This window comes from Bacillus sp. FJAT-53060 (assembly GCF_037104745.1).
GTDB classification, from domain to species: domain Bacteria; phylum Bacillota; class Bacilli; order Bacillales; family Bacillaceae; genus Bacillus; species Bacillus stratosphericus_B.
In genome coordinates, this window is record NZ_JBAWSW010000001.1 from 11,984 (window position 1) to 35,637 (window position 23,654).

Here is a 23,654-nt window from a genome sequence, read left to right on the forward strand (position 1 = left end):
ATCGTAGCACACCCTTTATACTATTATAAAACAGAGTCTAGTGCAATTAAGATCATTTCGTCAAAAGTCGTTTGACGCTCTTCAGCAGTTGTTTCTTCTCCTGTTACTACATGATCACTCACTGTGAGAATCGATAACGCTTTTCTACCAAATTTTGCAGCAAGCGTATATAGAGCTGTTGTCTCCATTTCAATGGCTAGAATACCATATTGATCCATGAGATCAAGTGGTTTTTCATTGTAAAATTGGTCTGCTGTAAATACATTTCCGACACGAACGGCTACATTTTTTACTTCTGCTGTGTCATAGGCTTTCTTAAGAAGACCAAAATCAGCGCAAGGTGCGTAATCAATCGGTCCAAATGCCACACGGTTCATTTGAGAATCTGTTGATGATGTTTGGGCTAATATCACATCACGTACATTGACATCCTTTTTGATCGCTCCGCAAGACCCAACTCGGATTAGATTTTGAACATCATAGCTTTGAATGAGTTCATTCACATAAATCGAAATAGACGGTACGCCCATTCCAGTGCCCTGTACAGAAATACGCTTTCCTTTATAGATTCCAGTAAAACCATACATTCCGCGCACTTCATTATAGCACACGACATCCTCCAAATATGTATCTGCAATATATTTCGCACGAAGCGGATCGCCTGGTAGCAATACCGTTTCTGCAATTTGTCCTTTTTCTGCTCCAATATGTACACTCATTTTTTAGCCTCCACTTACGTTTAACATGTGTTTTGTCCTATTTATTATAAACGATTGAGACAAAAAAAGAAAATAGCCAGCTGGCTCATAAGCTGGCACTAGAAATCATCTATTTAACTCATCGTCATTAGTCTGTCACTACGTTTCCATCCTGTCGGAAAGAGCTGATAATAGCACTTCCCCTTTTTCCTGTCATCAATCACAACGATATCACCTGTTGTCATAAACCGCGCATTGTAATCATTAGGGACTGTATCATGTACATTAAATGTCGAGAATGCTTTTTCCAGTACATCATGGTGTGTTCTGCCGCCAATCTTTGTCCGGTACACAGGCTGATGCCCGTTCGTTTCACCATAAGCAGGTGTCTGATAAATGGTTAAGTGATAAGCTGAAGGTTTCTTTTGAAAAAATCTCAACGTCAATTGCATTCAAATCCCTCCCCTTTTATATAAAATTGGCTGGGATCTGTCAATCTCCTTCTTCTATTTTTGTCGAATGACGGACAATTTTTCGTCAATCTTTTTACATATGAGAAATAATGCTAGTCCTATCGCAAAGCCTCCCGCTACATCTGTTAAATAATGAACACCGATATACATTCGGCTAATGCCAATCACAATGACAAATAGTCCCGTAATCAAGTAGACCATTATTTTTCTTTTTTTCAGCCAGGGAATCATCTCAACTAATAGATATGCTATAAACGGGTAGATGGTGGATGCATTCATTGAATGTCCACTCGGAAAGCTGTAATAGGTTTCATTGACAAGCTGATCAAAGGCCGGACGCTCTCTAGCAAACAGCCCCTTCAGTTCGTGATTAACCGTTTTTTCTGTGATATATAATAGAAAAAGTAACATGATAGAGTAGTACCGCTTATACATAATCAGTACCACACTAAAGATGAGCATGCTCGGAACTAGCAGAGCGCTGATGCCAAAGTCCGTTACAGCGAGCATCGCATCGTTTAAAAAAGGGAGTCTGATTTTTTCAAACCATAAAATGATCTGGTTGTCCACTTCTTGAAATACACCAGATATCATAAGCGCAGCGAAGCCGCCAAATAAAATGAAAAGAAACATGACATACACGCTAAAGAATTCCCCCCTCCCTCTCAGAATCTCTTCAAAGTATAATTTCTACCACGCCTCTTCTTCAACTATCATTGCTTTTTTTAGCATATACTCAAACGTAATGTCAGCAAGCTCAAACGTTTCTAGCTCAGTTGGTATGTACCCTCTTTTGACCAGCTCCATGTAGAAGAATTCCGCAATTTCCTCTGTATCAATCACCAAGTCTGCTTCTTTCATTGCTTTCCGCCTCCTTTTTTATGATGTATGAACGCCGCCTTATTTTTATTACAGTTTGTCATAATGGCTCATTTCATACATATAAATGCAGTAAAACAAACAGAAAAGGGGCTTGAAGCCATGAAATGGTTAAGCATATTAGATGGTGATACTTTTGATCAATTGATGGGCCGTATTTTGAGGGGATGGTTTTATGTGATTGCTTTTTTCTGTGTGCCTTATTTTTTATTCGTGTTAGGACAAGTCTTTTTTTAACCAAAATGCTCGTTTAAACTTTCCAATATAAAATCCATCATATCCTTATATTCTGGATCTTTGAAAAATTCGTAGAGAATTTTATAATCATTATAAATATCAAGAAGCTCATCCACTATAGATACAGCGAGAAATTCTAGTGATGCTTCACTTTCTTGTGTCTCTTCTAACTGTAATAGTGCCGTTTGTACCATATCTTCTTCTATTCCTTTTGAGGTCTCTCCGACGTAATGCACAAAAAGAAGCTGATGTACAAACTGGTCCACCTCATATTTCCTCAGTACAAGCGTTAAGTCTTCCTCCTCTGTTTCCAGCCACTCTCCATCTTTTAGCCTCGTGAGTTCGTAAATGACATCTTCCCAGCCATCTTCAAGGTAACGCCAAATTTCAGTCCGATGGCCAATGATTTTAAAGAGCTCTTTTCCATAATCTTTTACATATACAACATCGCCAATGAGGAATTCATATTCAATATCCAGCTTTTCTGTATCCACAATCATCCCATCGTACTCATCATAAAGCTGAAGTGATGTTTCAAAATAAAGCACCTCATTATGATTGACCTCGTACAGATAGTGCTGGTCAATTTGATGGACTTTTGTTATCGTTCCGACTGTGCCGTACATGACAACGACGACAATATCCCCTACATTATATTTTGGTGCTTTCGCCTTCATTCTGTCTCCCCCTTGCCCGACTTTTGGTCTTAACGTATCGTATGCCGGCACAAGGAATTCTGCATGGGCAACCACACCATGCAAAACGTTTTATTTCTTCATCAAAAACCGCCTCTCCCATTCGGAACAAGCGGTTGTGTGTGTTATTTTTTTTTGACTTCTACTTCGTATTGTTCAAACGCTTCGTCAAAAGTGGTCATGGAGCTTAAATAATCTCCATTCAATTCTAAATAGGCACATAGCTCTTGATAATCAGTGGAAGCTTTAGGAAAGCTGTGATCTTCATAAGCAGCATTTGCAAAATGACTGATTTCATCTTGCGGTTTTGGATGTCTGTATTTCATTAAATAATGGTAAAACGACTTCACCTGTTTTTCCCTCCGCGATACTCTATTTTGTTGTTATATTATACAGGAATTTGATCACTTGTATAGGCGGAGGTACAACTTATGAAGAAAAATCAAAGTAATTTCGCTTTAACAACCGCTCCATGCTCATTAATTCTTCAAATGAGATTTTTTCTGGAAGCTGTGTTTGATCCACTAAAATTAATTGATCCTCTATCTCTTTTACCGTCTCATCCTTCTGATACGTCATGCCGCAATGCATGCAGGAGATCGACGGCGTCTCGATAATTTCAATCGATTGTGTGCCAGTGATCAGCTCCCAATAGACCGTTGTCTGCTCTTCGTTTGCTTTATTTTCCTCACACCAATCACATGTCAGCAAGGTTATTTCTCCTCCTTTACAGTTTGTTCTTTTTTGAGCTGCGCTTGATATTTCTTCTCTTTTAATTCATCCCGTTTTTCACGTTTATTTTTGAGGGTATCATGCTCAGGATTTGTCTCATAGGCTTCTCTTCGTTTCATTCGGCTTAAATTTTCAGGCGTAAACGATCTAGCTTCATCCTGAAATAGAGCTGTCACGCCAATTGCAGGTTCTTGTTTCTCTTCGTAGATTTCATTAAAATACGCATCTGCCTGGCCTGCGACGTAATGCTCTGGCTCTGGATAAGAGGTGATGACGCCTTCAAAGTTACGAAGGACAACTTTATCAGGGCTTTGCGATAATAAATAATTTGGCTGTAAAGCGATCTTTCCTCCGCCTCCTGGCGCATCTACAACAAAGCTTGGCACTGCATAGCCGCTCGTATGCCCTCTTAAGCCTTCAATGATTTCAAGTCCTTTTGAGACTGGTGTTCTAAAATGGCCAATCCCCTCAGATAAATCACATTGGTAAATATAATAGGGTCTGACGCGAATCTTCACCAGATCATGCATCAGCTTCTTCATAATCGGCACACTGTCGTTAATACCGGCAAGGATGACGGCCTGATTACCTACAGGGACACCAGCATTGACAAGACGTTCACACGCTTCTTTTGCTTCTTTTGTGATTTCAATGCTTGTATTGAAATGGGTATTCAGCCAAACCGGATGATATTTTTTCAAAATCTCACACAGTTCATCTGTAATTCGTTGCGGAAAGACAACAGGAGCACGGGTTCCAATCCGAATGATCTCAACGTGTGGAATGTCTCGTAAGTTTTTCAAAATGTATTCAAGGACTTGATCATTGATTAATAGCCCATCACCGCCCGAAATTAAAACATCTCGCACCTCAGGTGTTTCTCTAATATACCCAATGGCAGCGTCTAATTGCTTTTTAGGGACGCCCATCCCGATCTGTCCGGAAAAACGTCTTCTCGTACAATAGCGACAGTACATGGAGCACTGATTTGTGACAAGAAACAGCACACGATCTGGATACCGGTGCGTTAAACCTGGGACGGGTGAATCCTCATCTTCATGAAGCGGGTCTTCTAGGTCATATTTTGTTTTATGAAGCTCCTCTGCAATTGGCACAGATTGCATACGTATCGGACATCTTGGATCGTCTGGATTCATCAATGAGGCATAGTAAGGTGTAATGTTGAGCGGAATCGTTTTGGTGGAAATCTTCACCCCTTCTTTTTCCTCTTCTGTTAAGTTCACTACTTTTTCTAAATCTTCAAGCGTTTTAACAGTATGCGTCAGCTGCCAAATCCAGTCGTTCCACTCTTCCTCGGGTACATCCTTCCAAAGCTCAATGTCCTTCCAATGACGCGTTGGTTCATACAATTTTTGATTCATATCCATTCCCCCTATCAGCATTCACTTTATACTATGCAAGTTATGTGCCAACATGGGAAAGTGCCCCTATTGTTTCAAAAAGGAGCATTTTCTTGCATCTTATAATGGAATAAGTGCCTACATTTGGGCATCTACATATTTTTTCAGTTTATACTGCAGCGTTTGTCGAGGGATTTTTAAAGCTGCGGCGGTTTGCTTAATATTCCCATCATGCTTACATAATGCTTCTTGAATCAATCTTTGTTCAAAAAAAGCGACCTGACTTTTTAATGAGGACTGCGGCGGTTCGTTTTTTATCTTCTGCTCACGTAAATGAGCTGGAAGATATGTCGGGCTTATTTCTTCAGCTTCCTTTGGCATCATCAAAACGGCATGTTCTATTGTATGTTTTAATTCTCTTACGTTTCCTGGCCAGTGGTGGGCCATAAACAATTGTATCGTCTCGTCAGAAAGGCGGGTGACATGTTTAGAAAACTGCTGATGATAGATTTTTATGAAATGGTCAGATAACAGGTTGATATCTTGCTTTCTAGCTCGAAGCGGCGGGATATGAAATGATGATACATGCAGTCTATAAAATAAGTCTTCTCTTAAAATTCGTTTTTCTACTGCTTCAAATGGGTCTATATTGAGTGCAGTAATGACTCTGACATCTACTTTAATGGCCTTTGTATCACCGATGCGTCTCACAACACCATCCTCTAAAACACGTAATAGTTTCGTCTGAAGTGTAAGCGGCATCGCTTGCAGCTCATCAAGAAAAAGCGTACCTCCATCAGCTAATTCAAAAAGACCCTTGCGATCAACTGCGCCCGTATAGCTACCTCTGACAGATCCGAACAATAGACTCTCAAGTAATGATTCTGGAAGAGCTGCGCAGTTTTGCGGTATGAACACCTTGTCTTTTCGATCTGATTCATGAACAATGGCTTGCACCAGCACTTCTTTTCCAGTTCCTGTTTCCCCGTAGACAACAACAGACGATGGATAGGCAGCTGTTTTTTTTGCCTTCTCAAGCATTTCCTTTAATAACGGATCATTTGTTAAAAATGAAGAAAAATCGTGCATTTGATCTGTCTCACCTACGCCATTCGCTCGTTTCTTTTGATCTAAACGATTAGAAAGCGACGATAGCTTAGATACATCTTTAGCCACTTCCACTGCTCCTATTAACTTGCTATCTTCAATAATGGGCAATGTGGTGTTGACTGTTTCAATTTTTTCTCCATTTTTATTCAAATACGTTTGTAAAGAATGATAAATGGGCTTCCCCGTTCTGAGCACATGCATTAACGTGCTTGTTTTTTCAGTTAATGATGGATACACATCAAGGATATATTTACCAATCACCTCTTCTTTTTGTATACAGTCAAACTTAGCCGCATTATGATTATAAAAAATTGTGACCCCTCGATTATCTACAACATGAATGGCTTCATCAATGGCTTCTAAAATTAATTCAAACCAATCCGCTCTTTCGACAACCTTCCCCATACTTTCCCCCTCACTATCAGTGCTAAAAAACCGGCATCCACTGCCCAATTTTCAGTAGCTTGATCATTTCATATGGTTTCATTCCCCTGTCCTTTTCACGTTTCGCTTTTTCCTACCGATCTCCTGCTTTTTTCGCCTAATGCTTAAAAAAGTATCCCTCTTATGAGTAGTCCTTCCGTTCTGATGTTTGATAAAGAGACATATCGAATTCTTGCAGCGATTCCAAATACAGCGGCACAATTGGCATCCCTTCTTGGAATAACGTAAATTGAGAAGCGTATATCTTGATTGGCTGATGATCAAACGCAAATAGCTTTACTACCTTAGGAACAATACGGCAAAAGGTATCATGCACAAGTAAATAGACATCTTGTTTCCATTTAAAAACCCTGCGATTTGGCGGTCTCGTTTTGACGCAAATTGTCTTTTTTTCTGATCTTCAATATAAAGGTTTATTTGTAGCTTGTTATAATCACCGATAATTTCATGATCATTATCCTTTTTAATTAGATTAAAAAGCCCCCCAGCTAACAATGTTCATATATGGAGCACATACTCTTAGCTGGTTTGTCGCATTTTTAAAGACAGCTACTGAATCAAACAATTGCACGACAACCACGTTTTGAAGCACATTTCCATCGACTAAGTGAACACGTGGCAACGGAATGCCAAGCTCAAGCCATGGACGCAGCAATTTTTTGATGTCCGAGGCACTTTCTTCCTCACTTTCCTCTAAAAGACGAAGAAGAAGCAAAATTAATATGACTTCAAGTACTCCTTCTACTTCTAGTAATTCTTCGTTCCAATCATTTAATAATTGGTCAAATCCCATTCAAAATCCCTCTCTCTTCTTGTTTCATCTTTACTAGAGTATGAGAATCACTCCATTTAGCCTCAGCATTTAAAAACCTTTTTTAAAATGTGTGAAGTGATTAAATGAAAAAAAGAAACAGGAATGAGCATTCTACTTATACCAAAAAAAGTGAACGGCATATACATAGTGGTGTGTTTGAATTGATGAAGAAAGGATGGGAAAAATGAGCGAAAAGCGTGCGGAATTAAAAAAAGAACTATTGAAAGTGCTTTTCAAACCGCTTAGTCATGCGTTAACAGTCAATCTCAAAGAAGGAGGAGTTCAAGTGGAAGAAAAATTAAACGATTTATTAAGTGAAGTGGCATCTGAGGCATCACCTTCAAATTCTGCTACAACACTTGACATATCTAAACCAGCAAGATGGACTTTTGCAAGACTTGAACCAGGAACAGTCATTAGCATTGTCATGGACTCAGGAGACTTAATGGGCTCCGTTCAATTCGTTGCATTCAATCCTTTAACGGGTGTTGTATTTGTCACACAAGAAAGCTCTGTGACACCTACAAGCTCTGCAACGACTCTATTAGATGTAGATAAAGTTGAAAGTGTTACGTTCACATCATAAAGTGAGAGGGCCATCATGAAGCTTATTTATATCAGCTCTGGCTACGGCGGGATCTATCAAGCTTTTGATCAATGGATAGCAGACAGCTTCATTGATTCCCCTATTTCATGTGTAAAGTTGGAAAGGGACTCAATACCCGCTCACATGCACAAAATCCGGACATTTTCTCCGGATTTTGTTTTGATGATGATCGGTGATCATGTTCCGAAAGAATGGCTTCATCAATTCAAACAAGAAAAGATCCCTATTATTTTGTGGATGACAGAAGATCCTTTTTATACAGATGTGTCAGCTGCTTGTGCATGTAATGCACAGCTGATATTAACCATTGATGAAGGGACTTTGTCTTTTTACAAACAATTGGGAGCTGATCACACGTACTATTTTCCCATTCCGACAAATACACGAGTATTTCAGAAAAAGAAATCGCCATATGAGGCGTGCACCTATGACATTGCACTCGTTGGTTACCCTTACCCAAACCGCATCAAAGCCATCGATACACTCATACATCAGAACAAATGGCGGATTCTCGTTGCAGGTAAGGAATGGCACCGTCATGTAAATAAGTTACGGAAACGATATCGTGATTTAACACTCGTGACCAACTGGCTGATCCCTCAGCAAATGTCGGAAATATATGAACAATCAGCCATTGTCCTTAACCCACACAGGCCAGCTCAATTCGCCTATAATCGAAACAAAGCCATGATTCAAAACATGAGCCTGAACAACAGAGCATTTGACATTGCTGCAAGTGGAAGTTTTCAATTGACGGATATCAATCCGCCAAATGCTTTTTCAAGCTTCGCTTTTTACACAAATGAAGACGATTTGATTGAGCAGGTTGAGTATTATGTATCAAATGTTGAGAAAAGAAAGGAGGTTGCGCTAAACAATTACGAGCAAGTCATTCGCTGGAACACATTTGAGACGCTGCCATATAGGCTTTATGAGATAGTAAAAAGCGCCCTCTAAATCGGGCGCTCACCCTTATTCTGTGTCTTCCGCATCTCGGCGAGCCAATAGGACTTTCTCGGCCATTTTCCTATCTTCTTCACTTTTCACTACTAGCGATTGTGTCTGATCCATCATATATGCCCCAACAGATCCTTCTAAAAAGGAATGGATGCATTCTTTAGCATAATGAGCATGAAAAGCATAGATTGCACCATTTAGACGGCCATACGTATAAGGGTGTTCATGCTTTGGAATGAAAAAATAGTGATTGTCCTTATATAAAGTCGCTTCATTGCTTTCATGCAGTGTCCATGTTTCGTTAGGGTTTTCTAGTGCCTCTGTAAAAGAAGCCGTACAGTCATAGCCTCCCTCTACAAGAAGCTGCAAGCACCTCTCAATATCTGCCGGCTGTCTAAGAGGAGACGATGGATGAAGATACAGGACAATATCAAATGTCTTCCCCTCTCGTTCTAAAAAAGCCAGTGCATGCTTCACAGCAAGTAATGAAGGCGCTTGTTCAGTCACGTGTGTGCTTGGAAGTTCAATAACATTTGCTCCGTAGTGGGACGAAATGATCTGCGTATTCACATCCTCCGACGATACGATGACTTCATCTAACTCAACCATTTGCAATAACGGCTGAATGGTCCAATAGATGAGCGGTTGCTCCGCCAATACACGAATGTGTTCATCATGATGATCTTGCTGGCTGCTAAAAGCTGGTATCATGGCTAAAATACGATTTCCCCTATACATATATTCTCTTCTCCCCTCGCGCACAGCTCAATGTCCGAAAAAGCTTTCTCTTTGTTGAGCTGATCCTAGTACTGAAGTGTTCAGGTCTCTTACTTTTTCTACTTATTCTTTTATCTCTCCATATTCTATTAAGACGTCAAGCAGATGGTTATAATTTGTTCACCTAATTTATGCATGAAGTGGTTCTTTTCCTCAAACGTCTGCCACTCTTTTACATATGATGCAAAGTAGAGAAATGAGAGTTGGGGGATTTGATATGTCCAAACAGATAGAAACGTGTATGAAGACCTTTTTTCGTGATAAAACGATTTTAGTTACTGGCGGTACGGGCTCGATCGGCCGACAAATCGTTAAGAAATTAACAGCCTGCTCTCCAAAAAAGATCATTGTATTCAGCAAAGATGACAGCAAACAATACATGATGAAAAATGAGTATGTAGAGCATCCAGAGGTCGTATTTGCTCTTGGCGATGTGCGAGATGATAGACGCGTGAAACATCTCGTCAAAGGTGTTGATATCATCTTTCATGCAGCTGCCTTAAAACAAGTACCCACTTGTGAAGATAATCCGTTTGAAGCCGTACAAACCAATATCATCGGCGGGCAGCATGTCATTGAAGCAGCCATCGAACATGAAGTCAGTCATGTTGTCAACATTTCAACTGACAAAGCCGTGGCTCCTACAAATGCAATGGGTGCAACAAAATTGATTTCAGAAAAACTATTTTTTCAAGCAAACGAAAGTATTCCTAACCGAAAAACAATGTTTTGCTCTGTGCGCTTTGGTAATGTGCTTGGATCAAGAGGTTCCGTCATTCCGATTATGCTCCAGCAGCTATTAAACGATAAGCCTTTGACCGTGACAGACCCTAATATGACACGTTTTTTTATGTCCATTGAAGAGGCTGTAGACCTCACACTTGAAGCAGCCATCATGATGAAAGGCGGCGAAACCTTCATTCTCAAGATGGAGTCATTACAGCTTGCTGATCTAATAAAAGCGTTTCATGAATATGCCCGTCAAATCAACGCCAAAGTCCCGGATATTCTCGTTGTCGGGAAAAGACCCGGAGAAAAACTTCACGAGGAGCTCACATTCCCACATGAGGCAGATGCACTATTTGAACACGAACAGTTTTATGCAATCTTACCGAGACCACATCAGCACCCTGCTTTTCAAAAAGTCGATTTGACCAATTACACGTCAAATCAAGCCCCGCTCATTACAAAAGCGAAGCTATTTCACATTATTGAACAATTACATCACACGCATCATAAAAAATAAAAAATCGTCACACGGAAACAGATGCTTTCCATGTGACGATTTTTTTAGTTAAATCATTCAAATAGATGTTTCAAATTGCTGTAACCTTCTTTTTCAAGATCATCCTTTGGGATAAAATTCAAAGCGGCTGAGTTAATACAGTACCGAAGACCGTTTGGCCCTGGGCCATCAGGAAAGACATGACCAAGATGAGAATCAGCAGTCTTGCTGCGAACCTCTGTTCGAACCATGCCATGACTCGTATCAACCTTCTCTTCTACTTCCTCGTCTTCGATAGGTTTTGTAAAACTTGGCCAGCCGCAATGGGCATCAAACTTATCTAAAGAAGAAAACAGCGGCTTGCCTGAAATGATATCCACGTAAATGCCTTCTTCATTGTGATCCCAAAATTCATTTTGAAATGGGGGTTCAGTGCCATTATTTTGCGTGACTTCATACTGCATTCGGTTTAAATCTTTGATACGCTGCTCTTTTTCATTTGCCATTATTTATCACTCCAATGGGATTGAATAAAACCCGCTCTACCTGAACCGACATGGTATCGTTCGTAATGCATTTTGTTCTTTTTATAATAATACTGATGATATTCTTCCGCAGGATAAAAAGGGCCCGCCTCTAAAATTTCTGTAACGATTGGCTTTTGGAAGATCCCACTTTGACTCAGCCTTTCTTTCGATGCCTCTGCAAGCTTTCGTTGCTCCTCATGATGAACATAAATACCTGTACGGTAGGACTCTCCTCTATCACCAAATTGCCCACCATCATCTGTTGGATCTATTTGCTGCCAATACAGTTCTAAGAGTTTCTCATATGGGAAGAAGTCAGGATCAAACGTGATTTGAACCGCTTCTCTATGCCCCGTTGTATTTGTACATATTTCCTCATAGGTTGGATTCACTGTATGTCCGCCAGTATACCCTGATTCAACTTTGATAATGCCTGGCTGTTCATCAAAAGGCTTAACCATACACCAAAAACAGCCTCCTGCAAATGTGGCTAATTCTTGTTTTTCAGACATATTAGTGCCCCCCTTCATTTAAAAAATGGTATCATCATATTATAACATGATAAAAAATAATGAAAATGATACGACTTGTGTACCTAACTTGTAAAGGAAGCATTCTGTCGTATAAAATATAATGGGGGTTTAATGATTGGAACAAAGAAAACAAATGATGTATGAAATGGATACTTTACTGAGAACCGTATTTAAGCAGATACGTTATGAAATTAACAGCCTGCTCGAAAACGAATTATCTCGGAATGAATTTCTCATCTTAAATCTACTACGTGAGCAAGGTGCAAAAAAAGTAACGGAATTTGCCTCAATTCTTGGGGTATCAGCAAGCCATATTACAGCTGTGACCGACACACTTGTAGAAAAAGGCTGGATCACCCGTATTCGTTCAAAAGAGGATCGTCGCATCATTAAAATCCACTTAACCGATAAGGGTAAGGAAATTACTCAGCATTTCGAGAAAAAGAAAACAGAATACTTTATGGAGCGATTTGAATCTTTTGATAATGAAGAACTCAAAACGATGATCAAATTATTCAAAAAACTGGATAAAAGTCAAAAGGATTGAGCATAGATTTTAGTGCTTAGGACATGCTACGGATAAAAAGAGGTGGAATGAACCATGACAAGCCCTTATCTTTGTCCAAACTGTAAAACAAACAGAATGCGCTTTAATCTCATCAAGCAGCTTTCAGAACCTGTAAAACTTGATCCTGCAACTGGAGCAGTTGTCGAAACATACGAAGGTGATCAGCTTTCACCTTTTCACATGAGCTATCAAGGTCCTCACATCAAAGTCCAGTGCGGAGTTTGCGGATTAATTGAGGATGAAAAAACGTTCATTAAGTTGGCAGAATATCATCAATATTCTTCTCCTTCTTAACATACCCGCCTGACGGAAAACGTCAGGCTTTTTTCTCTGTTTCTTTAGCCTATACAGATCGTCCCTCTCATGCATACGCTACAAAAAACACCATCGCATGAGAAAGAAGGGATGATGACATGCAGCAGCTCTATGATATGAATGACTTCCCATACCGTCCATCAGCAACCTTCCACCAGCACAGCAACACTTCTCAAAAAGCCGTTATCCGATTATTTCACACTGCACCTGATCTAAGTGAGCTCGCTGTCTTTGTAAATCACCAGCAGGTCGACAAAACGATGTCTTATGGCCAGCTGACATCTTATATGGAATGGGGTGAGGGTGTTTATGAGATTGAAGTGTTCAACCTGGCTTTAAAAGAAAGGGTTCTTTATTCTCGTATGCTGATCAAGGGAAGCGAAACTTACACACTATGTATCACAGGGGCCCGTACAGGCTTCGCATTGCTAACAGAGCGGCAAGACCCTCTCATCAAGCAAGATGATCTGGCGGCACTGACGTTCGTCCAGCTGTCTCCAGACCTCCCTCTCATTGATATATATGAACGGGATCAAGGGATTTTATCAAAGGACCTTGGTTATGTGAGCAGCACTCAGACACATCACTTCTCTCCGAATAAATATCATTTTGAATTAAAAGCCTCTGGCACTCAAAGTACACTGCTTGATATCCCAAAAGTTCACCTTCAAACAAAGCGTGCATACCTCATTTTGCTTCATGGGTTTGCAAATGGAGAACCAGAGCTCATGGCAAAGGTCGCCTTGTCTCGTCAAATGTAAAAAGAGCCTTTCTATATGGAAAAGGCTCCTTACGAGACATCCTCAGCTTTTTCTTGCTTTTGAAAATCAAAAGCAAGAATCATGGTCGCTAAAAATAATGCACAATAGGCAATATTTAAGTAAAACTGATTGATATTTTCTGCTTTTAAATCAGTGGCAGCCGTCATGCCAAAGTACACAGCAAATAAGAGCGACAGCAAACTAAAATATTGATAAACTCGCTTCATGATTTCACTCCTGACTAGCACATTCTATTGTTGTGGATGATAATATGAGAATTCAATTTTATCGTTCTCAAGATCAATTTTGTTCGCTTTGACATACATATCATTCGTCAGTGGCATTTCTGAAAGACGAACCTCCACTGTTTTTTGATCTGGCTTCACATGAACGAATTCTGGTAGTTCATAAAATTGGCCCATATAGCTTAAAACAAAACTAATCGGAATGCTCAATTGTCCAATTGAAAAGTCATCCACTTTCAGCAAAACATCACCATTTTCTTCAACAGTTGGCGTAAAAGAGACGTTTGCATCAATTGTTGAAGAGAAGGCTTTAATGGCACCTGTCACTTTCACATCTTGATCAATCGCCACATGAAAGTCAGGCATATCACTTGATCCTTGATTTTTCAGATAATCATTTACAAAGCTGGTCAGAGATTCTTTCGAACTAGAAATGTTAAAAGAATACTCGCTTTTCACTGCTTTTTTTGAAGCTAGTTGACCGCCCTGCAGCAGCATCAAGATACCACAAGCAAGAACAATCAGTAGATTGATTGTCAGTAAAATAAAAAATAAGCTTTTCCATTTTTTCATATTTTCACCCTATTCCTTCGGCAGTCCTTCTTTTTTTACTTCTGAGAATAAACGATTTGCCATAAGAGAGTACCCCTTTTGATTTGGGTGAAAATCATCATCTGCGAGTAATGTTTCATCAGATTCTTCTTCAAATAAATCTGCCACATTGACCATATCGGCGTTGCCGTCTTTTTTCAGTTCTTTTTTGGCGACTGCATTCCAGTCTTTGACGACTTCATCAATTTCTCTCAGCTCAGACAGACTGAGCTTAAAAGGATTGTACATACTTACATACATGATCTTGGCCTTGTCATTATGCTCTCTCAGTTGAGCAAGAATGGTTTTAAAGCGCTCTTCAAAAGGACCTTTCTCTTTTTGAAAAGGAGCAAAAGTCAAATTGAGCACATTTTGACGGACAACGTGCATTAAGTCATTGCCGCCAATTGTAAAGAAAATATAATCAGCTTCTTTCAGTCCATCTTGCACCTTTTTTTCTTTTAATCTTTTTAATAAATCTTCAGTCCTACTGCCTTTAATGGCATAGTTTTTTAATGTAACAGATTGCACGCCGTCCATCGCTTCTATCTTGTCGCGGGTAATACCTGCATATCCCTTTTTATTCTGATCTCCAATTCCTTCAGTCAAGGAATCGCCAACTGCTACGATGGTAATATGTTTTTTTACGTGGTGTGAGTCTTCTAGTTGATCCTTTATGCCAGCCTCTTGTGCGGAACATGCAGAAAGAACAAAAGCTAAAGACATCACAATGAAAATCAAACGAGCCCTCAAACGATGATGTCCCTCCTTTTTCCGATTAAAAAAGTGTATCATGTTTTCGCTCATTTGAACATCCTTATGCTAGCTCATGTTAAGCGTTTTGATGTCCTTGATGATTTCATCATATGGTGTATTTTCAACGCCATCATAATTTTTCATCACTTTCCCTTCTTGATCCACAAGGAAAAACAGTGATTGATGAATGACTTGATCTTCATCTTCAGGTTTTTTCACGATGGTTTTAAAGCTTTTCATGGCGAATTTTTCAATCGTTGACTGCGAGTAGCCAGTGAGAAAATCCCAATTTTTAAAGGACAATGGATAGGCTTTCGCAAAATCCTTTAGCTTTTTCGGTGAATCCACTTCTGGGTCTACACTAAACGAAATGATATGGGCATCCACTTTTTCTTCTTTTAATCGTTTTTGCAGCTCTGTCATATGAGCCGTCATAGGCGGACAGATTGTTTCACAGCTTGTGAAAATAAAATCTGCCACCCACACTTTCCCCTTTAAATCATCCAGTGAAACCTTTTGACCATCCTGGTTTTGATACTCAAACGGCTCGATTTGATAATTTAACGCATCCTTGATTTGTCCATTTGAACACGAGACTAAAAGAAGCACGCTTATCATTATAAGCGCACGAAACAAGGCTCCCCTTTTTCTATACATGATCATGCCCATCCCCTTTTTCAATCAATCGGTATAAAAAGTAAAGCCTATTGCTCCCTTTCCAGTATGACAGGAAATAATCGGTGTTGTGTAGGCGATGTCAACAAGTGCATCAGGTGTATGATCAAGTAGCGCTGATTTGAGCTTTTCAGCAAGCTCTAATGCATCTGCATGAGCAATCCCAATGGCCTGAACTGTTTTTCCTTTCACAGCCTGCACATACTGTTTTGTCAGATAGCGAACAAGAGCAGAGTAGCTTCTCACATTCGCCTCTGGCGTGTAGATTCCCTCTGTTAAGCTGGCAATTGGTTTAATATGAAGAAGAGACCCAATAAGCGCTTTTCCTCTTCCAATTCTTCCACCTTTCACGAGATTTTCTAATGTATCAATTGTCACATATAGTTTTGTTTTAAGGCGGATTTTTTCTACTTCTTTGATGATGTCTTCACGGCTGGCACCCTTTTTAGCAAGTTCGGCTGCCTTGATGACTTGAAATCCTAGTCCTTGGGAGATAAAAGCAGAATCAATTACCGTGATGTTTCCATCGACCATTTCCGAAGCGCTTTTAGCAGTTTGAACTGTACCACTCATTCCACCGGTTAAATGAATACTCATCACTTCGCTTCCATCCGCCGTCAGCTTTTCATATAATTCGATGAATTGACCGATCGCAGGTTGAGACGTTTTCGGCAGTTCTTCAGCGGCCTCCATTTTCTGAATAAACTCATCAGGCTGTAAATTTACTCTGTCAATATAATCGACGCCTGAAATGGATATATTGAGCGGAATCACATCAATGGAAAGATCATTGATTTTCTCTTGCGGAAGGTCCACAGTTGAATCTGTTACAATTTTAATTTGCTTCACTATCGTCTCATCCTTGCTGTCTTAGTCTTTACTTATGATATTACCTTATTTCCTGCAATCTTGAAAACAGCTGTCAGAACGTTTTTGAAATTGTCACATTTTCCTCTTTTCTTGAAAAAAATCCTTGCCAAATTGAGTCTCCGCCATACCAAAACGGCCGCTCACTCCTTTTGACAAAGATTTCGATTTTACGCATTGTATTTTAGTGTAGGCTGCTGATAGATCTGTTCATATGTGCTCCACTTGACATTGCGTTTCACATCCTCCTTGAAAGAGAATACATCTCTCTTTCCTTTAGATACATAGACTTTTTTCAAAAAAACTTCGAGTCTAAAGGTAAGCATGAAGCCATACGTTTCATCCCCCTTTATAACAGGGACTTCTGTTACCTTAATCTGAGCTCCATCCATCCGTCTAAAACATATTGTTTTGAGCACCACAAACGATCAATCCTCTTTTCCAATTATCTGTTAAGCCTAAATAAATAGGTGGAATAAATCTTGATCTTTATTCACTTCAACATAGTGGAAGCCTTTTTTATTCATCCGTTCAATCAGCGCCGCATAGTCATCTCTTTCTTTCAATTCGATACCAACAAGTGCAGGACCTTTGCTTCTGTTATTTTTTTTCGTATATTCAAATCGTGAAATATCGTCATTTGGCCCTAACACTTCATCTAAGAATTCCCTGAGGGCTCCTGATCTTTGGGGGAAATTGACGATAAAGTAATGTTGAAGCCCTTCGTAGATCATCGACCGTTCTTTGATTTCTTGCATTCTGCCAATGTCATTATTTCCCCCACTGACAATACAGACGACATTTTTGCCTTTAATCTCATCGCGATGTGCATCTAACGCCGCTATCGGCAAAGCGCCAGCTGGCTCAGCTACAATTGCACATTGATTATATAGCTCTAAAATGGTTGTACACACTTTCCCTTCTGGTACAAGACTAATGTTATCGACAACGGACTGAAGGGACGTAAACGTCTTTTCGCCAATCCGCTGAACCGCTGCCCCGTCTACAAACTTATCAATTGAATCAAGGGTCACGACCTCTCCCTTCTCATGGGAAGCATGAAGTGAGGCAGCGCCAAGTGGCTCGACTGCAATGATTTCAGTTTCTGGTGCAATGTTTTTGATATATGTGCCAACGCCAGATAGCAGACCTCCACCTCCGACACTTGCAAATAAAAAGTGAGGCTCTACTTCGATATCGTTTAATATTTCTACAGCAGTGGTTCCTTGTCCTGCCATCACATCCAAATCATCAAACGGATGAATAAACTCGCGCTTCTCTTCATCTCCGCATTTCACTGCTTCATGATAGGAATCATCAAACGTATCTCCGGTTAAGATAATGTCAACATATTCTTTTCCAAATAGCTCGACTTGAGATACTTTTTGCCTTGGCGTCGTTGCTGGCATAAAAATCTTCCCGTGGATGCCTAAATGTTTACAAGAATAGGCAACACCTTGCGCGTGATTTCCAGCACTTGCACAGACAATGCCATTTTCTAGTTTATCTTTTGGCAACTGGCTCATTTTATTAAAAGCGCCTCTTAATTTAAAGGAACGAACTACTTGAAGATCCTCTCTTTTTAAGTAGACATTACATTCATATCGTTCAGAAAGTCGCTCATTTTTTTGAAGGGGTGTATGAATCGCTACATCCTTCAAATTTTGATGGGCTTTTAAGATGTCTTTCACTTGAATTAGCGTGTTTTCTTTGAGCAACGGTTTCATGTACAAGATCCTTTCCCTTTAACCTTATTTAATTTGTCATTATAACATGAATATTCAAAAAATAAACCAATAGATTATGGATCAAACATCAATTTCATGAACTTTTTCTTTTTTCTATACAACAGTTCTATTTGGGTGTTATAATTGAACCAATTAGAACCAAAAAGAAAGGAATCACCCTATGACAACACGTCCGTTTACTTCTATATATGGAGAACACCAAGATATAAAACATGCGATTCATTTGGCAAAACAATTTACAAAAAACAAACGGCCTGTCTTGATAACGGGAGCAATTGGAACAGGCAAAACATTATTTGCGCAAGAAATAGCAAACGCATCTGTTCCTCACGCTGCGCTGACACACATATACTGCCCCACTATGGATGAAGACACCTTACACGAAGCATTCTTCACTCAAAAGACGAATCAAGTCTTTTACTTAGACGAAGTCGGCGCATTAAGTATGCCTATGCAGCATCAGGTCATTCGTTTTTTAGAGACTTCAAATGCAACAAAGATTATTGCTTCTTCGTCTTTATCATTAGATGCACTTAGGGTTTCGTCTTCCTTTTTACCTGAGCTGTTTTATCGTCTCAATGTTCTCCACCTGTCCATTCCGCCTTTAGCAGATCGAAAAACAGATATTCCTGCTTTAGCAACAGCTTTTTTCAAGGAACTGGACGTGCAGCCTGACATTGATACAAGTGTTTGGGACACTTTGCAGCAGTACCCATTTGAAGGAAATGTCCAAGAACTCAAAAATATCGTGCATTATGCTGCAACGATTCTCAAGGGGCAAACCGTTTTTTTACATCACTTGCCGCCTTTTGTGTTGTCACCTCAGCACACGACTGGAAAAGGAAAAAAGGAAGAACACCAGCTCACGCTTATGGAGAAACAAGAATTTATTTTCTTACTTGAAGCCATTAAATCACTGAATGAAAAAGGAGAAGCAGCAAGTAGACGAATCTTGTCTGAATTAAGCAAACAAGGGGACATTCCCCTAACTCCTCAGCAGGTGAGAAGCCGATTAGATGATCTTGAGAAAAAGGAATATGTGACGAAAGGAAAAGGCAGGGCTGGAACAAAAATTACACTTGAAGGTCTCTCATTCCTGAAGTCGCTTGATGGTTATATACCGGTTCAATAAAGGGGGACATCCATTGTTTACTGTAAAAGAAGAAATTGCAAATGCCGTTACACACGGCATTGGGGTTGTTTTATCCATTCCTGCCATTGTCTTTCTCGTTTTATCCGCTGTTCAATATGGCACAATCACAGACATTATTAGCTTTTCGATATTTGGCGCATCCATGCTGCTGCTCTATTTAAGCTCGACCCTGCTTCATAGCATTCAGCACAAAAAAACAAAAGATGTATTTGAGATCCTCGACCATTCTGCTATTTATGTATTGATTGCCGGTACATACACACCTTTTTTACTTGGACCATTAAAAGGTGCGCTGGGCTATACGCTTCTTATGATTGTATGGGCTCTTGCGGCAGGTGGCATTGTCTTTAAAATTTTTTTCGTCAAACGGTTTATCATTGTGTCAACCATCGTTTATTTATTAATGGGCTGGATGATTATCATTGCGATTAAACCTCTATATATGCAATTAACGGCAGCTGGATTCGGTCTATTGCTGTTAGGCGGTATTTTATATTCTATCGGAACCATCTTTTATATTTGGCGTAAAATCCCCTATCATCATGCGATTTGGCACAGTTTTGTTCTCGGCGGAAGTGCTTCGATGTTTTTCTGTATCCTATTCTATTGTGTCAACATTCCAGCTGCATGAAAAAGACCAGCACCCACTTTCGGGTGCTGGTTTTTCTATGCGCGCTTTTGGACATAATCACTGATCATAACTGGTGCTTTAATATGAATATCGATATTGACAGGGCGCAGTCTTTTCACAATCTTTCCTGTTAAAAGATGATCCGTTCCGCTTGTTTCAATCGGAACAAGTGGACAATCGAATTCTTCTGCAACCGCTTCTGAAAGAACACGATATTTTTCTGAAAGCAATACACTCTGTCCAGACATGATTCTTTCTTTTGCCTCTTCTAATAATCTCTCATCTGTCTGATTCTGAGGGATGACGGCCATCTTTTTTAACCATTGTTTTAAAATAGGATAGCGAAAGAGATGCGGTGTCGCCATGAAAGCAAATGGCTTCTCAAGATGTCCAATCAATAATGTCGTCGTCACCGGATTAAGCTCACGGGTCACATAAATGACTGGCCCTTTTGGCAGCTCCTTTTGCTGATAGATGGTCATTACTGATCCTGAGTGATCAATACATTCTCGAGCAAATCTTTTCGCATGCTCATGAATGAGATGCATTCGTTTCGTATAGGAAATGCGGGGATCAGTTAATTCATGATCGTACAAATGCCTCATACTTTTAAAAAAGGATACAACAACATAAATCGTTAAAAACCAATAACGAAACAACCTTACTCCTCCTACTCATTTATCCTTCTTTTCTGTCATATACAACAAATTCATAATTGTAGGGGTTCTTTTCGTTACTATGGCCTTTTTCTCGTGATACAATCGTCCACTCGTCTTCATCGTAATCTGGGAAGTAGCGATCGCCTTCAAAGGCATGATGAATGTGTGTGATGTAAAGGCGATCTGCATATGGCATCATTTCCTCATATAGCTTTGACCCGCCAATGATAAATAATTCTTTCTCATTTTTCCCTATAGTTAAAATGTCAGCAATTGAATGGACAACCTCGCATCCTTCTGCTTGAAAAGAAGGACTTGTGGTTAAGACTAAGTTTCGGCGGTTAGGGAGCGCTCGTCCAATTGATTCAAATGTTTTTCTGCCCATGACAATGGTATGGCCGCCTGTGACTTTTTTAAAATAAGCTAAATCTGCGGGTAAATGCCAAGGCATTTGATTATCTTGACCAATGACTCTGTCTTTTCCTGTCGCCACAATCATGGAAATCATACACTGACTTCTCCTTTAATATGCGGATGCGGATCATAGTTCTCAAGCACAAAATCATCAAACGTAAAGTCAAAAATGCTCTTTACATCTCTTGTGATGCGAAGCTGCGGAAGCGTGCGCTCCTTTCGCTCTAGCTGCATTTTCACCTGCGGAAGATGATTTTGATAAATATGAGCATCCCCAAGTGTATGAATAAACTCTCCCGGCTCAAGATTTGTCACTTTGGCAATCATCATCGTTAGAAGTGCATATGAAGCGATATTAAAAGGCACCCCTAAAAAAATATCTGCCGATCTTTGATAAAGCTGGCAGGATAATTTACCGTTCGATACGTAAAATTGAAACAAACAATGACAAGGAGGTAACGCCATTTGATCAATTTCTCCCGGATTCCAAGCGCTGACGATCAGTCTTCTTGAATTCGGATTGTGCTCAATATCATGGATCAGCTTGCTGATCTGATCCACTGTCTCTCCGTCTCCGCTAGCCCATGATCTCCACTGCGCACCATACACACGCCCGAGCTCTCCATTTTCATCTGCCCATTCGTTCCAAATACGAACGCCATTTTCTTGAAGATATTTAACATTTGTATCACCTTTTAAAAACCACAGTAACTCATGAATGATTGATTTCAGGTGCAATTTCTTTGTTGTTAATAAAGGAAATCCTTCCTGTAAATCAAATCTCATTTGATAACCGAACGTGCTGATTGTGCCTGTTCCCGTTCTGTCACCTTTTTCATCCCCGTGCTGTAATACATGACGGCATAACTCTTTGTATTGTTTCATTTTTTTCATCCTTTATTTATGTTCTTGTTGTAGTTTACCTTATTTCTGCTTTTGTTGAAACCAAAAAACATGTCTGCGTGATGATCAGACATGTTTTTCTTTTTATACTTGATTCACTCGATCCTGCTCTTCGTCCTTAATATCCTGGTGAGAGTGAGCAATGCGGCTTGCTGCTGCTGCGGCAAGAGCAGCGACAAGATCATCAAGGAAGGTATGCACTTCACCTGGACGACCTTCATCTAATTCTCGAATAATCCCAAATTTCTCTTTATCTAAATAACCGAAGTTCGTCAAACCGATTGATCCATATACATTGACAATGGAAAGCGGAATAATCTCGTCAATTCCATATAACGGCTCATCTGTTTCAACTAAGTGCTGTAAAGGTTCTGGCAAAAGCTTTTTTTCTGCCAGCTGATCAAGAGCCAGCCCTGTCAAAACAGCGTGGACAATTTCCCTTTTATTCAGCACTTTTTCAACATTTTCAATGCAGACACTAAGTGGAAGATTGGGCTTATATTTTTCTTGAAGCTTGAGTACAATCTGTGCGATATCTTCAATTTTCACTCCACGTTCGTTTAACATTTGTTTTGTAATGCGAACCATTTCGTTCATTGTATACTTTTTCAATTGGGCTGACATCTCCTTCTAGTGGCTCATCCAGCTCGGCGGGGTGTTTTTGTCCCAGTAAATATTGCCGAGTTCATGATGCGTCTGGAATCCATCTTCTGCTGTATGGTAATGAAAGTTAAACCAATATCCGCTGTGAGGCGGCTGATCTCTTCTCACATGAAAACGAAGCAAATCTCCCCCGGTCTTCTGGTTGTATATGTGGAAGATTTTTTCGCCTTTTCCGCCAGAAGGTTGATCAGTTAAAACCACATCTTGAAATTTTTCGTCATCTTTGAAATTTGTTAAAAAGTCCGTTAACACTTGTTCAATCTTCGGTTGAATCTCTTCTCTGTACTCGTCTTCAATGACAGGTGTGATTTTATCACCAAATTTGAGAAAGGATTGGTTTTCTGCACTTGATAGAACCGCCTGCTTATATTGCTCAAAGGGATCTATCTGCTCTTCTTTGTCCTCTTGTTTCAGTTCCCAGTTGTTCGTTTCATCTGATGTATCATAAACAGCTGTATAAATTGATTTATCAGATGAAGAAAGTTCAGATGGCTTGTCTGTCATCAAAGCCGATGGAGGAGAGATTAAACCAAAAGTTGCGATCGTAAAGAGTGCAACAAGCGTTTTTCTCATCCACATCTTCATGATATCTAATTCCTTCCATAAGTTATCATACTGCTATTCTAGCATATAATG

At 39.8% G+C, this 23,654-nt stretch carries 35 protein-coding genes; 9 read left to right on the forward strand and 26 right to left on the reverse strand.

Going from position 1 to position 23,654, the window contains the following annotated elements:
* Window positions 1–23 precede the first annotated feature (23 nt).
* The 4 genes from deoD to WAX46_RS00100 form a co-directional block, all read right to left on the reverse strand.
* Window positions 24–719 (reverse strand): purine-nucleoside phosphorylase, encoded by a 696-nt coding sequence (gene deoD, locus WAX46_RS00085; protein ID WP_336493166.1) that lies wholly within the window; start codon window positions 717–719, stop codon window positions 24–26.
* Between the two features lie 113 nt (window positions 720–832).
* Window positions 833–1,150, reverse strand: coding sequence for a YodL domain-containing protein (locus tag WAX46_RS00090; RefSeq protein ID WP_226566282.1), 318 nt, complete (start codon window positions 1,148–1,150; stop codon window positions 833–835).
* Between the two features lie 54 nt (window positions 1,151–1,204).
* On the reverse strand, window positions 1,205–1,804 hold the full coding sequence (locus WAX46_RS00095) for a phosphatase PAP2 family protein (protein ID WP_442895648.1): 600 nt from the start codon (window positions 1,802–1,804) through the stop codon (window positions 1,205–1,207).
* Window positions 1,805–1,861: 57 nt separating this feature from the next.
* Window positions 1,862–2,032, reverse strand: coding sequence for a YozD family protein (locus WAX46_RS00100; protein ID WP_099680891.1), 171 nt, complete (start codon window positions 2,030–2,032; stop codon window positions 1,862–1,864).
* Window positions 2,033–2,152: 120 nt separating this feature from the next.
* On the opposite strand from WAX46_RS00100, the gene WAX46_RS00105 reads away from it, so the two are divergent.
* The gene (locus tag WAX46_RS00105) at window positions 2,153–2,287 is read left to right on the forward strand and encodes a hypothetical protein (protein ID WP_336493168.1); all 135 of its coding nucleotides are present in this window, start codon (window positions 2,153–2,155) and stop codon (window positions 2,285–2,287) included.
* Here WAX46_RS00105 and WAX46_RS00110 read toward each other — a convergent pair.
* The 7 genes from WAX46_RS00110 to cgeC all read right to left on the reverse strand — a co-directional run bounded on the left by WAX46_RS00110 (window position 2,284) and on the right by cgeC (window position 7,422).
* Window positions 2,284–2,964: a hypothetical protein gene (locus WAX46_RS00110; protein WP_226566284.1), complete on the reverse strand. Its 681-nt coding sequence runs from the start codon at window positions 2,962–2,964 to the stop codon at window positions 2,284–2,286. The two genes, WAX46_RS00105 and WAX46_RS00110, sit on opposite strands and share 4 nt — an antisense overlap.
* Window positions 2,965–3,107: 143 nt before the next feature.
* On the reverse strand, window positions 3,108–3,332 hold the full coding sequence (locus WAX46_RS00115; protein WP_226566285.1) for a YozE family protein: 225 nt from the start codon (window positions 3,330–3,332) through the stop codon (window positions 3,108–3,110).
* 79 nt (window positions 3,333–3,411) lie between these two features.
* On the reverse strand, window positions 3,412–3,693 hold the full coding sequence (locus WAX46_RS00120; RefSeq protein ID WP_226566286.1) for a YokU family protein: 282 nt from the start codon (window positions 3,691–3,693) through the stop codon (window positions 3,412–3,414).
* Window positions 3,694–3,695: 2 nt separating this feature from the next.
* A complete protein-coding gene (gene ablA, locus WAX46_RS00125) occupies window positions 3,696–5,096 on the reverse strand; it encodes a lysine 2,3-aminomutase (RefSeq protein WP_226566287.1) in 1,401 nt (466 codons plus the stop codon).
* Window positions 5,097–5,213: 117 nt separating this feature from the next.
* Window positions 5,214–6,590, reverse strand: a complete 1,377-nt coding sequence (locus tag WAX46_RS00130) for a sigma-54 interaction domain-containing protein (RefSeq protein WP_336493169.1) — start codon at window positions 6,588–6,590, stop codon at window positions 5,214–5,216.
* A gap of 160 nt (window positions 6,591–6,750) precedes the next feature.
* Window positions 6,751–6,945: a hypothetical protein gene (locus WAX46_RS00135; RefSeq protein WP_336493170.1), complete on the reverse strand. Its 195-nt coding sequence runs from the start codon at window positions 6,943–6,945 to the stop codon at window positions 6,751–6,753.
* A 156-nt stretch (window positions 6,946–7,101) separates the two neighbouring features.
* Complete coding sequence (gene cgeC / locus WAX46_RS00140; RefSeq protein WP_226566289.1) at window positions 7,102–7,422, reverse strand: spore maturation protein CgeC; 321 nt, start codon at window positions 7,420–7,422, stop codon at window positions 7,102–7,104.
* 205 nt (window positions 7,423–7,627) lie between these two features.
* Here cgeC and WAX46_RS00145 point away from each other — a divergent pair, with 205 nt between their 5' ends.
* Window positions 7,628–8,029: a hypothetical protein gene (locus WAX46_RS00145; protein ID WP_336493171.1), complete on the forward strand. Its 402-nt coding sequence runs from the start codon at window positions 7,628–7,630 to the stop codon at window positions 8,027–8,029.
* Window positions 8,030–8,044: 15 nt separating this feature from the next.
* Window positions 8,045–9,007 (forward strand): CgeB family protein, encoded by a 963-nt coding sequence (locus WAX46_RS00150; protein WP_226566291.1) that lies wholly within the window; start codon window positions 8,045–8,047, stop codon window positions 9,005–9,007.
* A 15-nt stretch (window positions 9,008–9,022) separates the two neighbouring features.
* Here WAX46_RS00150 and WAX46_RS00155 read toward each other — a convergent pair whose 3' ends face one another.
* Window positions 9,023–9,745, reverse strand: a complete 723-nt coding sequence (locus WAX46_RS00155) for an acylneuraminate cytidylyltransferase family protein (RefSeq protein WP_226566292.1) — start codon at window positions 9,743–9,745, stop codon at window positions 9,023–9,025.
* 256 nt (window positions 9,746–10,001) lie between these two features.
* Here WAX46_RS00155 and WAX46_RS00160 point away from each other — a divergent pair, with 256 nt between their 5' ends.
* Window positions 10,002–11,030, forward strand: coding sequence for an SDR family NAD(P)-dependent oxidoreductase (locus tag WAX46_RS00160; protein WP_226566293.1), 1,029 nt, complete (start codon window positions 10,002–10,004; stop codon window positions 11,028–11,030).
* Window positions 11,031–11,083: 53 nt separating this feature from the next.
* On the opposite strand, the gene msrB is transcribed toward WAX46_RS00160, so the two are convergent.
* Both msrB and msrA read right to left on the reverse strand, forming a co-directional pair.
* A complete protein-coding gene (gene msrB / locus WAX46_RS00165) occupies window positions 11,084–11,515 on the reverse strand; it encodes a peptide-methionine (R)-S-oxide reductase MsrB (RefSeq protein ID WP_226566294.1) in 432 nt (143 codons plus the stop codon).
* Window positions 11,515–12,048, reverse strand: coding sequence for a peptide-methionine (S)-S-oxide reductase MsrA (gene msrA / locus WAX46_RS00170; RefSeq protein ID WP_226566295.1), 534 nt, complete (start codon window positions 12,046–12,048; stop codon window positions 11,515–11,517). Before msrA ends, msrB begins: the two co-directional genes overlap by 1 nt.
* A gap of 136 nt (window positions 12,049–12,184) precedes the next feature.
* Between msrA and WAX46_RS00175 the strand changes: the two genes are divergently transcribed.
* From WAX46_RS00175 to WAX46_RS00185, 3 genes are all read left to right on the forward strand, one after another.
* Window positions 12,185–12,616: a MarR family transcriptional regulator gene (locus WAX46_RS00175; RefSeq protein WP_226566296.1), complete on the forward strand. Its 432-nt coding sequence runs from the start codon at window positions 12,185–12,187 to the stop codon at window positions 12,614–12,616.
* A 54-nt stretch (window positions 12,617–12,670) separates the two neighbouring features.
* Complete coding sequence (locus WAX46_RS00180) at window positions 12,671–12,931, forward strand: DNA alkylation repair protein (RefSeq protein WP_226566297.1); 261 nt, start codon at window positions 12,671–12,673, stop codon at window positions 12,929–12,931.
* Between the two features lie 119 nt (window positions 12,932–13,050).
* The gene (locus WAX46_RS00185; protein WP_226566298.1) at window positions 13,051–13,713 is read left to right on the forward strand and encodes a DUF4397 domain-containing protein; all 663 of its coding nucleotides are present in this window, start codon (window positions 13,051–13,053) and stop codon (window positions 13,711–13,713) included.
* Window positions 13,714–13,742: 29 nt separating this feature from the next.
* Here the strand turns inward: WAX46_RS00185 and ypmT are convergent, their stop codons facing one another.
* The 7 genes from ypmT to ilvA form a co-directional block, all read right to left on the reverse strand.
* Window positions 13,743–13,940, reverse strand: a complete 198-nt coding sequence (gene ypmT, locus WAX46_RS00190) for a protein YpmT (protein WP_226566299.1) — start codon at window positions 13,938–13,940, stop codon at window positions 13,743–13,745.
* A 24-nt stretch (window positions 13,941–13,964) separates the two neighbouring features.
* A complete protein-coding gene (locus tag WAX46_RS00195; RefSeq protein ID WP_226566300.1) occupies window positions 13,965–14,531 on the reverse strand; it encodes a YpmS family protein in 567 nt (188 codons plus the stop codon).
* Between the two features lie 9 nt (window positions 14,532–14,540).
* Window positions 14,541–15,302: an SGNH/GDSL hydrolase family protein gene (locus WAX46_RS00200; RefSeq protein WP_226566301.1), complete on the reverse strand. Its 762-nt coding sequence runs from the start codon at window positions 15,300–15,302 to the stop codon at window positions 14,541–14,543.
* Between the two features lie 69 nt (window positions 15,303–15,371).
* Window positions 15,372–15,923, reverse strand: coding sequence for an SCO family protein (locus WAX46_RS00205; protein ID WP_226566434.1), 552 nt, complete (start codon window positions 15,921–15,923; stop codon window positions 15,372–15,374).
* Between the two features lie 63 nt (window positions 15,924–15,986).
* Window positions 15,987–16,829, reverse strand: a complete 843-nt coding sequence (locus WAX46_RS00210) for a DegV family protein (RefSeq protein WP_226566302.1) — start codon at window positions 16,827–16,829, stop codon at window positions 15,987–15,989.
* A 188-nt stretch (window positions 16,830–17,017) separates the two neighbouring features.
* On the reverse strand, window positions 17,018–17,269 hold the full coding sequence (locus WAX46_RS00215) for a DUF2535 family protein (protein ID WP_312887849.1): 252 nt from the start codon (window positions 17,267–17,269) through the stop codon (window positions 17,018–17,020).
* Between the two features lie 36 nt (window positions 17,270–17,305).
* Window positions 17,306–18,574, reverse strand: coding sequence for a threonine ammonia-lyase IlvA (ilvA, locus tag WAX46_RS00220; protein WP_226566303.1), 1,269 nt, complete (start codon window positions 18,572–18,574; stop codon window positions 17,306–17,308).
* A 181-nt stretch (window positions 18,575–18,755) separates the two neighbouring features.
* On the opposite strand from ilvA, the gene WAX46_RS00225 reads away from it, so the two are divergent.
* The gene (locus WAX46_RS00225) at window positions 18,756–19,727 is read left to right on the forward strand and encodes a sigma 54-interacting transcriptional regulator (protein WP_336493172.1); all 972 of its coding nucleotides are present in this window, start codon (window positions 18,756–18,758) and stop codon (window positions 19,725–19,727) included.
* 13 nt (window positions 19,728–19,740) lie between these two features.
* Complete coding sequence (gene trhA, locus WAX46_RS00230) at window positions 19,741–20,379, forward strand: PAQR family membrane homeostasis protein TrhA (RefSeq protein ID WP_336493173.1); 639 nt, start codon at window positions 19,741–19,743, stop codon at window positions 20,377–20,379.
* Between the two features lie 35 nt (window positions 20,380–20,414).
* Here the strand turns inward: trhA and WAX46_RS00235 are convergent, their stop codons facing one another.
* From WAX46_RS00235 to WAX46_RS00255, 5 genes are all read right to left on the reverse strand, one after another.
* Window positions 20,415–21,038 (reverse strand): lysophospholipid acyltransferase family protein, encoded by a 624-nt coding sequence (locus WAX46_RS00235; RefSeq protein ID WP_226566306.1) that lies wholly within the window; start codon window positions 21,036–21,038, stop codon window positions 20,415–20,417.
* 19 nt (window positions 21,039–21,057) lie between these two features.
* Window positions 21,058–21,546, reverse strand: coding sequence for a type 3 dihydrofolate reductase (gene folA, locus WAX46_RS00240; RefSeq protein ID WP_336493174.1), 489 nt, complete (start codon window positions 21,544–21,546; stop codon window positions 21,058–21,060).
* Window positions 21,543–22,337: a thymidylate synthase gene (locus WAX46_RS00245; RefSeq protein ID WP_226566308.1), complete on the reverse strand. Its 795-nt coding sequence runs from the start codon at window positions 22,335–22,337 to the stop codon at window positions 21,543–21,545. Before WAX46_RS00245 ends, folA begins: the two co-directional genes overlap by 4 nt.
* 102 nt (window positions 22,338–22,439) lie before the next feature.
* Window positions 22,440–22,967 (reverse strand): phosphatidylglycerophosphatase A family protein, encoded by a 528-nt coding sequence (locus tag WAX46_RS00250; RefSeq protein WP_336493175.1) that lies wholly within the window; start codon window positions 22,965–22,967, stop codon window positions 22,440–22,442.
* Between the two features lie 18 nt (window positions 22,968–22,985).
* Window positions 22,986–23,603, reverse strand: coding sequence for a YpjP family protein (locus tag WAX46_RS00255; RefSeq protein ID WP_336493176.1), 618 nt, complete (start codon window positions 23,601–23,603; stop codon window positions 22,986–22,988).
* Between the last annotated feature and the right edge of the window lie 51 nt (window positions 23,604–23,654).

Coding starts and splice junctions, on each gene's coding strand:
- WAX46_RS00130 (WP_336493169.1), bottom strand. CDS start 6,590: ATGGGGAAGGTTGTCGAAAGAGCGGATTGGTTTGAATTAATTTTAGAA.
- WAX46_RS00110 (WP_226566284.1), bottom strand. CDS start 2,964: ATGAAGGCGAAAGCACCAAAATATAATGTAGGGGATATTGTCGTCGTT.
- WAX46_RS00225 (WP_336493172.1), top strand. CDS start 18,756: ATGACAACACGTCCGTTTACTTCTATATATGGAGAACACCAAGATATA.
- msrB (WP_226566294.1), bottom strand. CDS start 11,515: ATGGCAAATGAAAAAGAGCAGCGTATCAAAGATTTAAACCGAATGCAG.
- WAX46_RS00245 (WP_226566308.1), bottom strand. CDS start 22,337: ATGAAACAATACAAAGAGTTATGCCGTCATGTATTACAGCACGGGGAT.
- folA (WP_336493174.1), bottom strand. CDS start 21,546: ATGATTTCCATGATTGTGGCGACAGGAAAAGACAGAGTCATTGGTCAA.
- WAX46_RS00205 (WP_226566434.1), bottom strand. CDS start 15,923: ATGATAAGCGTGCTTCTTTTAGTCTCGTGTTCAAATGGACAAATCAAG.
- WAX46_RS00160 (WP_226566293.1), top strand. CDS start 10,002: ATGTCCAAACAGATAGAAACGTGTATGAAGACCTTTTTTCGTGATAAA.
- WAX46_RS00185 (WP_226566298.1), top strand. CDS start 13,051: ATGCAGCAGCTCTATGATATGAATGACTTCCCATACCGTCCATCAGCA.
- WAX46_RS00150 (WP_226566291.1), top strand. CDS start 8,045: ATGAAGCTTATTTATATCAGCTCTGGCTACGGCGGGATCTATCAAGCT.
- WAX46_RS00195 (WP_226566300.1), bottom strand. CDS start 14,531: ATGAAAAAATGGAAAAGCTTATTTTTTATTTTACTGACAATCAATCTA.
- WAX46_RS00090 (WP_226566282.1), bottom strand. CDS start 1,150: ATGCAATTGACGTTGAGATTTTTTCAAAAGAAACCTTCAGCTTATCAC.
- WAX46_RS00180 (WP_226566297.1), top strand. CDS start 12,671: ATGACAAGCCCTTATCTTTGTCCAAACTGTAAAACAAACAGAATGCGC.
- WAX46_RS00100 (WP_099680891.1), bottom strand. CDS start 2,032: ATGAAAGAAGCAGACTTGGTGATTGATACAGAGGAAATTGCGGAATTC.
- msrA (WP_226566295.1), bottom strand. CDS start 12,048: ATGTCTGAAAAACAAGAATTAGCCACATTTGCAGGAGGCTGTTTTTGG.
- ypmT (WP_226566299.1), bottom strand. CDS start 13,940: ATGAAGCGAGTTTATCAATATTTTAGTTTGCTGTCGCTCTTATTTGCT.
- deoD (WP_336493166.1), bottom strand. CDS start 719: ATGAGTGTACATATTGGAGCAGAAAAAGGACAAATTGCAGAAACGGTA.
- WAX46_RS00145 (WP_336493171.1), top strand. CDS start 7,628: ATGAGCGAAAAGCGTGCGGAATTAAAAAAAGAACTATTGAAAGTGCTT.
- WAX46_RS00095 (WP_442895648.1), bottom strand. CDS start 1,804: ATGTTTCTTTTCATTTTATTTGGCGGCTTCGCTGCGCTTATGATATCT.
- WAX46_RS00255 (WP_336493176.1), bottom strand. CDS start 23,603: ATGAAGATGTGGATGAGAAAAACGCTTGTTGCACTCTTTACGATCGCA.
- cgeC (WP_226566289.1), bottom strand. CDS start 7,422: ATGGGATTTGACCAATTATTAAATGATTGGAACGAAGAATTACTAGAA.
- ilvA (WP_226566303.1), bottom strand. CDS start 18,574: ATGAAACCGTTGCTCAAAGAAAACACGCTAATTCAAGTGAAAGACATC.
- WAX46_RS00155 (WP_226566292.1), bottom strand. CDS start 9,745: ATGTATAGGGGAAATCGTATTTTAGCCATGATACCAGCTTTTAGCAGC.
- WAX46_RS00105 (WP_336493168.1), top strand. CDS start 2,153: ATGAAATGGTTAAGCATATTAGATGGTGATACTTTTGATCAATTGATG.
- ablA (WP_226566287.1), bottom strand. CDS start 5,096: ATGAATCAAAAATTGTATGAACCAACGCGTCATTGGAAGGACATTGAG.